The following is a 14,931-nucleotide window of genomic DNA, read 5'->3' as shown; positions in this document are numbered from 1 at the left end:
ATGATCATTCTGCAGGATTTTTTTTGAAAGGTAAATAGGGCCTACATTGACAAAAGGGAACATTCTTCTGTTGCATCAGGAGGATTTGTTCCAATAAAAGTCAAATACTTAAAAACTATATGATATTAGTGAAAAAATTGTTACATTTATTCAAATTAGTCAATAGCGAGAGGGATTGAAGCAATGCTGACAGGAGAAGTACGCAATAAAGTTGATAAAATATGGACGGATATGTGGGCTGGGGGGATTACCAATCCTTTGACGGTTATTGAGCAGCTCACTTATTTAATGTTTATTCGGTCCCTTGACGAAAAAGAGCTGGAAACAGAAAGCTTTGAGGCCGTTAGTGGCGAAGCAATGCCTAAGATATTTCCGCAGGATGCAAATGGACAGGCAATGCGCTGGAGTAAGTTCAAAAATAAAGATCCCCGGGAAATTTATGAGATTGTCGGAACAAAAGTGTTTCCTTTCATTAAAGCAATGAATGGCGAAAATAGCTCTGCCTTTTCCCGGTATATGCAAGATGCCATGTTTTTAATTCCGACGCCCCAGGTACTGCAGAAAATCGTCACAGGCCTGGATGAACTTTATGAGCATGATATAAAAGACCTGGATATGCAAGGCGATTTATATGAATACATGTTGGGCAAGTTGGCTACAGCCGGACAAAATGGTCAATTTAGAACCCCGAAACACATCCGCGATATGATGGTGCGGTTAGTGAATCCTGCGCCGGATGACAAAATTGCCGATCCGGCCTGCGGTACGGCGGGTTTTCTGGTATCAGCGGCGGAATATGTGCGAACCAAGTATGAAGCTGAAATGACGGCTGATCAATGGGAGCATTTTGCCGGCGATATGTTTTCCGGCTACGATACCGACCGTACCATGCTGCGTATTTCGGCTATGAACCTAATGCTTCACTCTATTACGCATCCTCATGTGGACTATGTGGACAGCGTTTCCAAAACAAACACTATCTTTTCGGAATTTGACGTGATTTTAGCCAATCCGCCTTTTACCGGAACCGTGGATGCCGAAAGCATTCATGATAATTTAAAGGCTGTGTGCGATACCAAAAAAACAGAATTATTGTTTGTGGCGCTCTTTCTCAGAATGCTGAAAATGGGCGGGCGCTGTGCTTGTATTGTACCGGACGGAGTCCTGTTTGGCACAACCAAGGCGCATAAGGCATTACGCAAAGAATTGGTGGAAAACCATCAACTGCGGGCCGTTATTTCCATGCCGTCCGGTGTGTTCAAACCCTATGCCGGTGTCTCGACGGCGGTATTGGTGTTTACCAAAACCGGAGCGGGCGGCACGGATAAGGTATGGTTTTATGATATGAAGTCCGATGGATTCTCTCTGGATGATAAGCGTACTAACTTAGGTAACGAGGGCGATATTCCCGATATTATTACCCGTTTTAATAACCTTGCCGGGGAAGCTCATAGAAAGCCGACCGAACAAAGCTTCCTGGTGGATAAAGCGGCTATTGAAAAGAATGATTATGATCTTTCCATTAACCGCTATAAAGAAATAGAATACGAAAAAATTGAATATGATCCACCCTATGCGATTATGACTCGCCTGGATGAACTCAGTCTTGAGATAAGCTCTAAGATGGAAGAACTGAGGGGGCTTATCGGTGAGTAAGTGGGAAAAGGTTAGATTAGGTAGTATAGGTGATTTTCAAAGCGGGGGAACTCCAACAAGACAAGAATCAAAGTATTTTAAAGGAAATGTGCCTTGGATAACCACAATATCACTTGGAAAGACATATGTTAACAAAGAAGACGCGGTAGAGCTTATTACTGATGAAGCAATTAAGAATAGTGCTACTAAAAGAATAAAAAAAAATTCACTTATGATAGGAATCCGCGTAGGGGTTGGTAAAGTTTCAATTAACAGTGTAGAAATGTGTACTAGTCAAGATATTCTATCCATTACGAATATAGATGAGAAACTATTTTCTAAAGAATATTTAGTCTATTGTATAAAAAGCTTTTTCCATTTTTTGAATACCCAGAAAAGAGGAGCAACTATTCAAGGTATTACAAGTGGCGTATTAAAGGGTCTTTCAATTCCTTGTCCGCCCTTTGATATCCAAAAACAAATTGCCCAAACCCTTGACGTAGCAGCCAGACTAATAGCCCTTCGTAAAAAACAGTTGGAAGAACTAGACAACCTGATTAAATCCACTTTTTATGATATGTTTGGTGACCCAATGGTTAATGAAAAAGGGTGGGAAATCGTACATATTAAAGAATTATCTAAGAAGATTCAATATGGTACAAGTTCAAAAGCAGATGAATCGAAAAGAGAGTATCCAATATTAAGAATGAATAATATTACATACAGTGGAAGTATGAATTTGTCAAACTTGAAATACATTGATTTAGAAGAGCAGGATAAAGAAAAATACTTAGTTTATAAGGGGGACCTGCTTTTCAATAGAACTAATAGCAAAGAGTTGGTAGGTAAAACAGCTGTCTTTAAAGAAGAGCAACCCATGGCTTTTGCTGGATATTTAGTTAAGCTTATACCAAATGAAAAAGCTAATTCAGAATTTATCTCAAGTTATTTAAATTCTTCTTATGGCAAGAAGCTTCTTCTATCTATGGCAAAAAACATTATTGGTATGGCTAATATTAATGCCAAAGAATTTGGAAATATCTCCATATACCTTCCTCCCCTCCCCCTCCAAACCCAATTCGCCTCAATCGTCACCAAAATTGAAGAACAAAAAGCCCTTGTACAAAAAGCCATCGATGAAAGCCAATATCTGTTTGATAGCTTAATGAGCGAGTACTTCGAATAATATGAGGTGATCCATATGCCTGCAAATTTTGATTTTTTACAAGGACAAGCTGAATACCAGTTATTTGCGCCTGCGGCCATGGAAGCGGAGGAGGTATTGATGACCTCGCCGGCTATGGCGGCGGTGGGAGCCAGAAAAGCACTGGAGTTAGCCGTAAAATGGGTTTACTCAGCCGACAACACCATTTCTATGCCTTATAAAGACAATTTGCAGGCCCTCATTCATGAACCTTCGTTCCGTTTTGCCCTGGATCATAAGACCTGGGGCAAATTGTCTTATATTATTAAACTTGGCAATCTGGCGGTACATACCGAAAAAGCGGTCAGTCGTAACGATGCAGTGTTGTCGATGCGTGGATTGTTTGAATTTATTCAGTGGCTGGATTACTGCTACGGCGCAAACTACGCAGAACGCCATTTTGACGAAGCTGCGATACCCCGGGAAAAAGTGGCGGTTGACGACAGTCTTATTAAGCAAAAGGATTCCCAAATTGAAAAACTGCTGGCACAGATTGCCGAAATGAGCACCGCGTTGACCGCACAAAAAGAGCAGCATAAAGAGGAACGGGAATTTAAACCGGAGGATCTGTCCGAATTTCAAACCCGCAAACGCTATATTGATGTGGATTTAAAACTATTAGGCTGGGTATTTGGCGATGATGTCAAAGAAGAAGTAGAACTTGCCGGTATGCCGAATCAACAGGGAAAAGGGTTTGCCGACTATGTGCTATACGGCAAAGACGGTCTGCCCCTGGCAGTAATTGAAGCCAAACGGACCTCGAAAGATCCGAAGCTCGGTACCCACCAGGCTAAGTTATACGCTGATTGTCTGGAACGGATGACGGGCCGGCGGCCCATTCTGTTTATGACGAATGGCTTTGAATCCTACCTCTGGGATGATGTCACTTCACCCCAAAGAAAAGTTAGCGGCATGTTTGCCAAATCAGACCTGGAAAAACTGATGAGCCGGCGAACAGAGCGCAAAAAATTAGAGGCAGTCAAGATTCAGGACCGTATCACCGACCGGTATTATCAAAAGGAAGCCATCCGCGCCGTTTGTGAAAATATTACGACCGGACACAGAAAATCCCTTTTGGTTATGGCAACGGGAACGGGCAAGACGAGAACCGCATCCAGCCTCACCGATGTATTGTCACGGGGCGGGTACATTACCAATACCCTTTTTTTGGCAGACCGAACCGCCTTGGTGAAGCAGGCCAAGGATGATTTCAAAACCTATTTGCCGGATATGTCTCTTGGCAATTTGCTAAATGGCAAGGAGGATAAAAACGCCCGCATTGTTTTTTCTACTTACCCGACTATGCTTAATGCCATTGATACCGCCAAGAGCGAGGATGGGAAAAAGCTCTTTACACCGGCCCATTTTGACTTGATTATTATTGACGAAGCCCATCGGAGCATCTTCAAAAAATATCGTGCCATTTTCGAGTATTTTGATGCATACCTGGTGGGACTGACGGCAACCCCGAAAACCGAAGTCGACCGGAACACCTATGACTTTTTCGAAATGGAACGGGGTGTGCCGACCTATGCCTATGACTATGATACGGCTGTAAAAAAAGACAAGGTACTGGTACCTTACCATAATATCGAAGTACGGACAAAGTTTCTGGAGCAGGGAATTACCTATGACGAGCTTTCGGCGGAAGATAAAGACCGGTATGAAGAAGATTTTACCGATGAGGACGGCGACATGCCGGACTTTATTCCTTCCCCGGCAATGAATGAGTTTATCTTCAACCAGCATACCGTGGATTATGTGCTCGAACACTTGATGAATCAAGGCATTAAAGTAGCAGGCGGCGATAAATTGGGGAAAACCATCCTCTTTGCTGCAAATCACAAACATGCTCTGTATATTGAGGAACGCTTTAACAAGCTGTATCCACAGCATAACGGACAATTTGCCCAGATCATTGACAATAAAATAACGTATGCTCTGGACCGGATCACTAATTTTAAAGTGACCGACAAGTATCCGCAAATCGCGGTTTCGGTAGATATGATGGACACCGGCATCGATGTGAGGGAAATTGTGAACCTGGTATTCTTTAAGAAAGTACGCTCAAAAACAAAATTCTGGCAGATGATCGGACGGGGAACCCGGCTTTGCGAGAATCTGTTTGGTCCGGGCAGGGTTAAACAGTGTTTTTATATCTTTGATTATTTGGGCAACTTTGAGTTTTTCCGCCAGGCACCGCAAGGGATTGAGTCTTCTGAGACCGAAAGCGTTACCGAAGCGATTTTCAGCAAAAGGATTCGGCTAATTGCCCATTTGCAGCAAGCCACGTTTGACGCTGCAGACTATCAAAACTGGCGAAATGAGCTAATTGAAGGGATTATTTTCCAGATTCAGGCGCTGAATCCCGAGCTGGTTTCGGTAAAATTGCAGTTGCAACATGTTGAACGGTACAAAGAAAAAGCCACCTTTGTTTGTCTGGAAGAGAGTGACAAGCATAATCTAATCCAGTATCTGGCCCCCTTGGTTTATATGGAGGATAAAGATGAATATGCTAAGGGCTTTGATAATTTGATGTATGGTCTCATGCTTGCCCAGATTGAAGCACTGCCATATTTTAAAAGGAACAAGCGGCAATTAATCAATATCGGTATAAACCTGGCTAAACGAATCAGTATCCCCCAGGTGAAAGAAAAAATCGAGCTGATCAATACCATTCAAACCGATGAATTCTGGCAGAATGCCGGTATTTTATCCTTCGAGGCGGTACGCGTTGCTCTGCGGGACTTAATTAAATTTATTGTCGATACGGGTGGACAAAATGTAATCTATACGAATTTAACCGACCAGGTAATGGGAGTCAGAGAAGGGGACCCATTAGGTGCGCCCTATGATTTTGAAGACTATAAACTGAAAGTTAACCGGTATATTGAAGACAATAAAGATAACCTTGCTATCTATAAACTTCGCAACAATATACCCCTAACCGCAGCGGATTATAAAAATTTGGAGCACATTCTGACCGATGACCTTGGCAGCAAAACCGATTATGAGCGGGAATTCGGCAATACGCCGTTTGGCCTATTGGTGCGCAAAATTGGTAAGCTGGAACAGGATGCTGCAATGAAAGTATTTTCCGAATTCATTAATGATCAGTCCCTGAGCCAATCGCAAATTGTTTTCGTGAAAAAGATTGTAGACTATATTGTGCAAAACGGCTATGTGGAAAATACGGTGGACCTGATGAAACCGCCATTCGATAAACCCGTTAGCTTTATGAAGCTGTTTGATAAAACCAAACAGCAGCGAATTATGGAGTTGGTCTCAGAAGTGAAAGAAAATGCAATACGGGTTATGGGGTAGAAATGAATTCAAAAATTTGGATAGGAATCGCCTGCATATCGCACCTTATAAATATAGTTTCTTAATTTAAGCCTTCAAAGCCGGATACTATTTCCCACTATCATAGCAAAATCCTGCCTCAATATGTATAATTTGGCAGGATTTTTGTATTTTATAGGAAATAAGTTTGTAATGGGTTTGTAGATAAAGAAAGATGGTCACGATTCTAGTAGTAGGGCAGTAAGGCTGCCTTTTAAACATATAAATGTCGATAACTTCGTCCATCCCGTACACTATAAGTCTTTGTGGCAATTGGCTGATCGTTTTAAAATCGGTTCTGCCATTCAAAATAGTTTCCCGAAAAAGTGAATAAACCGCTATCACCATGTTCTCTGCGGCTGAACGTGAAGCAGAGCCAAACATTGGCAGATAAGAAAAAGTTTTTATTTGACGGCAAGAATTAGAAAGGAGTAATCATGGCAGCTAAAAAGCCGATTATCGCTTTGATGTATGATTTTGATAAAACGCTTTGCACAAAAGATATGCAGGAATACACATTTATTCCACATATCGGCATGAGTTCCAATGATTTTTGGAGGGAATCTAATGGACTTGCAAAAGAGCAACATATGGACGGAATTCTTGCCTATATGTATACCATGATTCGCAAAGCCGACGCAGCAAATAAGTCCATACGAAGAGAAGATTTCGTACAAATGGGTAAGGATATTGAATTTTTTCCTGGTGTTCAGGAGTGGTTTGCACAAATAAATAACTATGGTAAAACGAAGGGAGTCAAAGTTGAGCATTATATTATTTCTTCCGGTTTAAGAGAAATCATAGAAGGGTCCAGCATCAAAAAAGTATTTAAGGAAATTTATGCTTCTGAGTTCCATTATAATGGAAGTGGAGTTGCTGATTGGCCCAAACTTGCGGTTAATTATACAGCTAAAACCCAGTTCTTATTCCGAATTAACAAGGGTGTTTTAGATATTTCTGAAGATGGGGCATTAAACCAGTATGTACCGGGAGATGAGCGACGGGTGCCTTTTAGAAACATGATATATTTTGGGGATGGATTAACCGATGTTCCTTGTATGAAATTGGTTCGAGCTAATGGCGGACAATCTATTGCGGTATATCAAAAAAAGGCTAAGGTCGAAGATTTACTTCTTCATAAACGAGTAAATTATATCGCTCCTGTTGACTATTCAGAAGGTAGTGAGCTTGACGCATTAGTGAAAGAGATTATTTGCCAGATGGCGGCTACCGATGCACTAGTTCAGAAAAGTCACAAGCAACTAAAAAAAATAAAGGGATACAATAATCCCTCTAATATTCTATGAAAAATGCTTCTTCTCGACCTTGAGAGGGACAAATTCATTGTTCCAGAAGGGTGGATCTGTTATATTAGCGTGAGGTGATATAATCCCAAGACAAGTGAGAAAGAAAAGTAAGACAGGAATTATCTATCATGTGCAGGGGAATCAATAAGCGGAGCATATTTGAAAACTGGATATCAAAAAGGGTGATCGTGAGAATATAATGGGACGGTAACCTGTCCACGCGTCCTTTTTTTTTACCTGAACGGAGAGAGCAGTTGCCAGATCAGCGTTATTTGGAATGCATAACGAAAATGTTTACCTGGGATGAATTGGGGTATTGCCTTATGTAAGAATGTTACTAATAATTAGAAGTAAGTCGAGCAGAAAACACTTGGTTTTACGATTAAATAAAATAGAACGAAATGTATTTATCAAAAAGTTAAAAAAACAGTACCACCGTCCTTTGTTTCCTGGGAAAGATGACGCTGAAAACAGACGATGATGACGAGCGGACAACTGAAGTCAAATTGTTGAGGAAATCCGGAAGACAGCAAGTAGCCGAACGTGACGATGATTGCCTTCAACGCCACACCGACGCCTGGCAAGATTCAGCTTTTCGGAACACTTAACGCGGCGGTGAACTACGATCTCTATCTGTTGCTTGAATTGTACCAAACACGCTCCTAATGGAGCAATATTTTATACAACTTTATTATACGAGGTGGTGATGACTTGAAGCTGTTTGACGTAGTTCCAGGTAATTTCTTTTCGATTTTATCTTCTAGAAATCGAGAAATCTATTTTGATGCGTTGATGATTCTACATGAAATGTTCAAGTTTGAGTTGAACATACGTGTGGACGACTTTATTGCATCTTTGATTTCAATCTTAGAGGATAGAGCCTTTGAATTAGAGGAAGATGATGAGATGCAGGAAAACGGACTCACCTTAAGCGGGAAAGCCAGATTAATTTTAGATCGCTTTACCAAAACAGGATGGGTTGATAAAGAGTTTTTGGATGGTTCTTTTATTGAAATTATTACACCGCGCAGCTATGCAATTCCTGTCATGAAACTACTTAGCGAGTTGGGCAACAATGCCTTGCAAGAATATAACTCCTTGGTTTTTGCAACCTTTTCCGGATTAAAACAAGCCAAGACGGAGAATGAATCGCATATGTATGAGGCTGTTTTATCCGCAAAAGCCAACACAGAACAATTACAATATGCTTTGCGCTCGCTCTATCATGGAATACGGGGCTTTCTTCGAGGCATTGTGGAACAGCAAGATGTCAATCTACTCCTGCAGGATCACTTTGGTGAGTACAAAAGAATGTCGGATCGTATCTACCACCCCATTAAGACGATGGACTCCGTCCATCGGTATATGGTTCCGATTCAGAGCTTACTAACTGATATCTTGGCGGATGAAACGCTGCTGCAAACGATGCGTGATCGCGCCATGAGCATAAAAAAGTATGAGGATGAAACGGAAGCCGACACGGAAATCGTCAAAGCGATTGATTACATTCTGGATGCATATCAGGCAGTCGGCGACCTTGTTAGCGAGATAGATCGAAAACACAGCATATATACCAAAAGTTCTATTGAAAAAATCCAATACCTGATGACCGCAGACCAATCCATTAAAGGCAAGCTTGCAGATCTGTTAAAAACATACGCAAGCATGACAGAAGGAAAACGCGATCGGCTTGCCGGGATTATGGAGAAAAATATTCGGATTAGCAGACAGGAGTTTTTTGACGCCTGGTCTTTATACCATAAAAACATTAAAAGCCGGCGCATTGACAGAGCTCCGCTCACCATAGAGCAGGATGATTCATTTGCCGATCTCGCAGAAGGATACTTGCTGGAGCAAATAAAAAACGGATACCCTGCCGCGAGGGTGCGCGCTTTTGTTGAAGGTTTTTTTGCAACGGGTGCCAGTCGGGTGGATGCAAAGGATATCCCCATAACCGATGATGCCGATTTTATTTTGCTCATTTTGGCTGTAATCCGGCAAAATGATAGAGGGATGCCGTATATCGTTGAGATGAGGGAAGGACGCGTCCGGCGGAACGGATATTTAATCTCTGATATGACAATCGCCAAAAAGGAGGTTGAAAAGCATGTGGAGTGAGACTTTCGAAGCCCTGTCCAATTATGATAAGGGTGAATTTCGCAGGCTTGCCAACTACCTCCTGTCGCACACATACCTTGTCCGCGATGTGTATAAACCAGATAAACAATGGACTGAACCAAACGGAGATTATCGAATGGTCAATCGGCTATTTGATTGTATGGGCGAGTACTTTTCTGCGTCTGGTTGGAAGCTGGAAAAGGATGATAACTATGGCGTTATCTCGCTTGCCAACGAATATGATCACAACCGATTACGTATAGACCGTTTTACAACGCTGTTCCTTTACACCTGCCGCTTGATCTATGAAGAAGGACGGGAGCAGGGGGACAACTTGCACATTGTACGAACTGATACGGGCGCTATTGTGGAAAAAATGAGGATGCTGGGGCTTCTCAATAAAGGCAAAACAACACAAAAGGAGCGGCTTGAAGCGCAACGCGCCCTTTCCCATTTTAATATTATCCAAAAAACTGAAACCACAGCTTGGAGCGCCGACGGAAACGGTGTGTTAATTTTTCCGTCCATCCTGTCCATGATCCCGAACCAAGGGATCAATGATATGATGCTGGAATTAGAAGAGTTGCGAGCGGATGATGCCGATATGGATATGGCAGTAGAAGCCGGAGAACAGGAGGATTCGGAATGAAAATCTTACGCAAACTCCTGCTGATTCATTGGCATTACTTTAATCATGAATTGATCGAATTTGGCCAGCTAAATTTTCTCACAGGAAAAAATGCTTCGGGAAAATCAACCATTATTGATGCCTTGCAATTGATATTGTTGGGCGATACAAGCGGCAGTTTTTTTAATAAGGCTGCAAGCGGCCGTGGAAATCGTACCTTAAAAGGCTATCTCATGGGCGAATTGGGCGATGATGAGGATTCTGGGTTTCGCTATCTTCGAAGCGGAAGATTTACAAGCTATATTGTGTTGGAGTTCTATGATAAAGAAAAGAAAAAGGCTTTTACTGTAGGCTGCTGCTTTGATACATATTCAGAAAACGACACACAAAAGTTGTTCTTCCTTTATAATGGCGAGATGCATAATCATGGATTCCTGCGTGGAAATACGCCAATGGATATTACTGCATTGCGGACTTTTCTCAAAGAGCGTTATATTGGTCATTATGAGACAACCGATGTGGGGAGAGATTTCCGAACAAAACTATACGGCAAGCTTGGCGGTTTACGTGATCGCTTTGCAAGTCTTCTGAAAAAAGCGGTATCTTTCAATCCGAGTGTGGATATTCAGCAGTTCATTTCTGACTTTGTATGTGATACACAGCAAGCTGTTGATGTGAGCCATATGCAAGAAAACATCAGAAGCTATAAGCGGCTGGAAGCGGAAGCCGCTGTTCTCAAAGAGAGAATTGCGTTGTTGGATGAAATTGTGAGCGTACATCAAAGTTATACCACGCAGAGAAGCAATGAACGACTGTATTCCTATTTAATTGATCGTGCATCCGCAGATATGAAAAGTGCCGAATTGGGTTCAGCTTTGGCAGACGCTAAAAAAGTCGCGGGGCAACTTGCTGAATTGAAAACCAAAATAGCGGATGCGGATATTCGTCTTGGAAAACTCCGTGAGCAACGAGACACATTAAATGCCCAATTATTAAATGACAGTGCTGCGCAAGCATTAGATACAATTGACCGGCAGATTGCTGAAAAAGAGGTCCAAATCAGTACGCTTCAAATTGAATATGAAAAGACGCTGGGTATCCTTTCGTCATGTATTTCTGCATGGCGAAAACACACCGAGGCAATGCTCCAAAAAGTCGAAGCGGCAAAAACAAGCTTAATGCAACTGGGCGTTGCATCCCGCATCAGTGACATTTGCGTGGAAGGGCGCACCTTTCTCGAAAGTAGCGGATCCTTGTTAAAGATGGATGCGGCTGCCGTGGTGCAGGTTGGAGAAGCCGGGCTGGCTGATTATTCCGCTGCCGCTGATAATCTTAAAAGGCACTCCATCGAATTAGCGGCCCACTTGCGGGATACGCAAGAAACTCTGGCAAAGCAACGATCAGAACTCATGGCCGAGCAGCAATCACTTGAAAGGGGAATTTATCGTTTTCCGCCGGATGCGCTTGATTTAAAAGCAGCGGTGATTTCTCGCCTGCGCATAATTGCCAAGCAGGATGTCAATGTACGCATTGTTGCAGAAGTCGCCGAAATCAAAAATGACCGCTGGCGCAATGCCATTGAAGGATATCTCAATACTCAAAAGTTTTATCTCATTGTGCCGCAGGAATATTTTACTGCGGCTCTGCGTGTCTATGATTCAATTAAACGCCAACAAGCTATCTATGGCACAGGAATTGTCGATATTGAAAAACTAAAACGATTAAATCCTATGGCAGACACCGGGAGCCTGGCAGAAGAAATTGAAACAGACGACTCTGATGTAAAAATTTTCTTAAACTACACCCTAGGGCGAGTTCAAAAGTGCGAAAACGTGGGAGAACTGCGAAGTTTTCGCACCTCAGTGACTGACGAAGGAATGCTGTATCAAAACTTTGTTGTCAGGGCAATGAATCCGGAACGCTGGGCAAAGCCGGCCATTGGGCAAGGCGCTATTCAAAGAAGGCTTGACGCCGTTAAACGAGAGATTAACTTATTGACTGAGCGAGTCGCGGTTTGCGCTGGCATAAAAATAGGACTTGATTATACCGGCGGACTGACTTTACTGAGTAATACTGAAATAGAGTATGCTGTTTCCGCTGCCAGGAACGTATCTTCCATCCCGGCACTCGAAGCGGATTTGTCTACGCTGCGAAAAAGCCGTGAAGCAATTGACACAAGCGCCGTAGATTCTTTGAAAAACCGTATTGCGGCGCTGGATAGAAGTGTCTTAGAACAAGATCAACTGTTGCGTCAAGATTCGGAATACAGCGGAAAGCTTGAAGAAACGCTGCGCCGCTTACAGGATGAAACAATTCCCAAGCTTACAGAGGAACTGAAAGAGAAGGAAACAGCTATTGCAGCCGGGTACAGTGCGGATTGGATCCGGGAAACTGGCTCTCCCAGATATGAACGGGAATTATCGTCAAGAAGAAAAGCCGATCATATCGCCGACGCTTTTCCAAGGGAACGAAGCAGAGCCAAAAACGCAAAAGAGGTTGCATGGGAACAAATACTGGAACTGAGACGCTTATACAATGAAAAATACAAAATGGGCTTTGACGTCAAGGCGGAAAGCAATGACGTCTATGACGATGCATGGCTTGAGCTCACCGATAACAAGCTGCCTGACTATTTGACCAGAATCACAGATGCACGCTCAAAAGCATTTGAACAATTCCAAGAAGATTTTCTGAGCCGCTTACAAAACAATATCAACAATGCCAGGCGCCAAATTGACGAATTAAACGGCGCGCTGAGGGGAGCCTCTTTCGGTGAGGATACATACCGGTTTCGCATGATTCCAAAGCCGGAGTACAAGCGTTATTATGACATGATTGTCGATGAAATGCTTTTGCAGGGCGGATATAATCTGCTTTCAGGACAATTTAACGCGAAGTATAAAGAGGAAATCGAGGATTTGTTTGCAATCATAACTAATGAAGACGGAGCGGGCGGTCCACAGGGAAGCATGGAATACGAAAAACGGGTTCATGAGTTTACCGATTATCGTACTTATTTGGTCTTTGACCTTGAGGTTGTGGGACCGGATGACGTGGCCCAGCGCTTATCCAAAACACTCGGCAAAAAATCCGGCGGTGAGACACAGACGCCTTTTTATATCGCTGTCCTGGCCTCTTTCGCTCAACTATACCGCGCAGGACGAGAAAAAAGCTATAGGACAGCCCGTCTTATTATTTTCGACGAAGCCTTTTCTAAAATGGATGGCGAACGAATCGTCAGGAGCATAGAATTGCTGCGGAAGTTTGATTTTCAAGTCGTTTTATCTGCCCCGCCTGATAAGATTGGCGATATCGCGACGCTTGTAGATAGGAATCTTTGTGTTTTAAGGGACGGAAAGCACACTTGCATCCGGAGTTTTGATCCAAAGCAAGTCGAGGAAATTATCTATGAGTAGTATTATTCAGAAAAAAATACTATCGGCGTTACTGGACAAATATGAGCGCAGCAGTTTCTTCAGAGACGAAAAGCAACCGACACGCAGAATACTGTTGAAATTCTACGATGGCGGAAAAAGTGATTTTCCTTATTACGATATTGAGCAGAGCGAGCGGCGCATTTCTGTAAATCAGGCGGTAACAGAGTTATCCGAACTGAACTTGATATCCTTTGAGTGGATGAAAGGTGAACGAGATCACATCATTGCGAAGGTTTGGCTGAACACAGATAAAATGGAATTTGCTTATAAAGTTGCCGGGCGCAAATCGAAGAGAGATGTTGTCGATGAAATCTGCCTGGAGATTCTGGATATGCATGAACAGGTAGCTTCTCTGTGGTTCAAGAATTTTTTCCATGATGCTTACACTGTGATTTCCCAAAAACGCAGCATTGTCAGTTCTATTCCTACCGACGCAACGGAACGAAATCACTTATTCAAAGCTATATGTACGATAGATAAGATGACTGGCCCGGAAATTACCGAAAGAGTATTCTCTCTACAGTGTTTTGGAGATTCAAAGAAATTTGAGAAGGCAACAAGATCCCGTATCATAAGTATTTTAAGAAAATATCTGGAGTGTGATGATGATACCCGCGATGAGGATATACTTCGGCAGGTCGGGATCGTCAAATATCCTGAGCAATTTGAATTCTGCGGAAAGGTCAGTTTGATGATTGAAGATGAAGTGGTTGACTTTGCTCCTCTTCGTTTTGGCGGCAGCCTCAGTATATCCGACTTATTAAGGGGAAATTTGGTGATATCACCGTATGTAAAACGGATATTGAGCATTGAAAACCGAGCAAATTACATTGAATATATACAAAAAAGCATGGCGGATGATGAACTTGTTCTTTACCACGCGGGACAGTATAGCCCATCTAAAAAACATTTTTTTCTCGTTATCAGCGAAAAGATGCCGGAAGGCTGTATTTGGGCACATTGGGGTGATATCGATTACGGAGGATTTAGCATGTTAGCACGTTTAAGACGGGAAATTCGGAAAGAAATCAAGCCTTTTCGGATGAATACCTCCGAACTAATAAAGTATAAGCACCTGACTGCCCCGATAACAGAGCAATATGCTGAAAAACTAAAGCTATTGACCGCCAAGCATGAATTGTTGGATTGTTATGATTGTATTAAATATTTAATTGCAAATAAAGTTCGCTTGGAGCAAGAATCTATGCTGGTTGAATTAGAAAATTAATTATCATTTATCATAAATAAGACTGTATTTGC

General features: G+C 42.4%; 8 protein-coding genes. All 8 read left to right on the top strand.

What is annotated here, in order from left to right; all coding sequences use genetic code 11:
- The first annotated feature begins 183 nt into the window (after positions 1-183).
- The 8 genes from LUCIF_RS11895 to LUCIF_RS11860 all read left to right on the top strand — a co-directional run bounded on the left by LUCIF_RS11895 (position 184) and on the right by LUCIF_RS11860 (position 14,899).
- The gene (locus tag LUCIF_RS11895; protein ID WP_122628115.1) at positions 184-1,656 is read left to right on the top strand and encodes a type I restriction-modification system subunit M; all 1,473 of its coding nucleotides are present in this window, start codon (positions 184-186) and stop codon (positions 1,654-1,656) included.
- Positions 1,649-2,821 carry a restriction endonuclease subunit S gene (locus LUCIF_RS11890; RefSeq protein ID WP_122628114.1) on the top strand — a complete coding sequence of 391 codons (1,173 nt, stop codon included), beginning with the start codon at positions 1,649-1,651 and terminating at the stop codon, positions 2,819-2,821. The genes LUCIF_RS11895 and LUCIF_RS11890 overlap by 8 nt, the downstream gene beginning before the upstream one ends.
- Positions 2,822-2,836: 15 nt before the next feature.
- A complete protein-coding gene (locus tag LUCIF_RS11885) occupies positions 2,837-6,163 on the top strand; it encodes a DEAD/DEAH box helicase family protein (RefSeq protein WP_122628113.1) in 3,327 nt (1,108 codons plus the stop codon).
- Between the two features lie 455 nt (positions 6,164-6,618).
- On the top strand, positions 6,619-7,488 hold the full coding sequence (locus LUCIF_RS11880; protein WP_122628112.1) for an HAD family hydrolase: 870 nt from the start codon (positions 6,619-6,621) through the stop codon (positions 7,486-7,488).
- A 711-nt stretch (positions 7,489-8,199) separates the two neighbouring features.
- Positions 8,200-9,606: a Wadjet anti-phage system protein JetA family protein gene (locus tag LUCIF_RS11875; protein ID WP_122628111.1), complete on the top strand. Its 1,407-nt coding sequence runs from the start codon at positions 8,200-8,202 to the stop codon at positions 9,604-9,606.
- Complete coding sequence (locus LUCIF_RS11870) at positions 9,596-10,255, top strand: DUF4194 domain-containing protein (RefSeq protein WP_122628110.1); 660 nt, start codon at positions 9,596-9,598, stop codon at positions 10,253-10,255. Before LUCIF_RS11875 ends, LUCIF_RS11870 begins: the two co-directional genes overlap by 11 nt.
- Complete coding sequence (locus tag LUCIF_RS11865; RefSeq protein ID WP_122628109.1) at positions 10,252-13,650, top strand: ATP-binding protein; 3,399 nt, start codon at positions 10,252-10,254, stop codon at positions 13,648-13,650. The genes LUCIF_RS11870 and LUCIF_RS11865 overlap by 4 nt, the downstream gene beginning before the upstream one ends.
- Positions 13,643-14,899, top strand: coding sequence for a Wadjet anti-phage system protein JetD domain-containing protein (locus LUCIF_RS11860; RefSeq protein WP_122628108.1), 1,257 nt, complete (start codon positions 13,643-13,645; stop codon positions 14,897-14,899). The genes LUCIF_RS11865 and LUCIF_RS11860 overlap by 8 nt, the downstream gene beginning before the upstream one ends.
- Positions 14,900-14,931 lie beyond the last annotated feature (32 nt).

It is taken from the genome of Allolucifera butyrica (assembly GCF_900476375.1).
In the GTDB taxonomy this organism is placed as follows: Bacteria; Bacillota; Negativicutes; order Sporomusales; family UPPP01; genus Lucifera; species Lucifera butyrica.
This window is presented reverse-complemented; position numbering and strand designations above follow the sequence as displayed.

Coding starts and splice junctions, on each gene's coding strand:
- LUCIF_RS11895 (WP_122628115.1), top strand. CDS start 184: ATGCTGACAGGAGAAGTACGCAATAAAGTTGATAAAATATGGACGGAT.
- LUCIF_RS11885 (WP_122628113.1), top strand. CDS start 2,837: ATGCCTGCAAATTTTGATTTTTTACAAGGACAAGCTGAATACCAGTTA.
- LUCIF_RS11880 (WP_122628112.1), top strand. CDS start 6,619: ATGGCAGCTAAAAAGCCGATTATCGCTTTGATGTATGATTTTGATAAA.
- LUCIF_RS11870 (WP_122628110.1), top strand. CDS start 9,596: ATGTGGAGTGAGACTTTCGAAGCCCTGTCCAATTATGATAAGGGTGAA.
- LUCIF_RS11865 (WP_122628109.1), top strand. CDS start 10,252: ATGAAAATCTTACGCAAACTCCTGCTGATTCATTGGCATTACTTTAAT.
- LUCIF_RS11860 (WP_122628108.1), top strand. CDS start 13,643: ATGAGTAGTATTATTCAGAAAAAAATACTATCGGCGTTACTGGACAAA.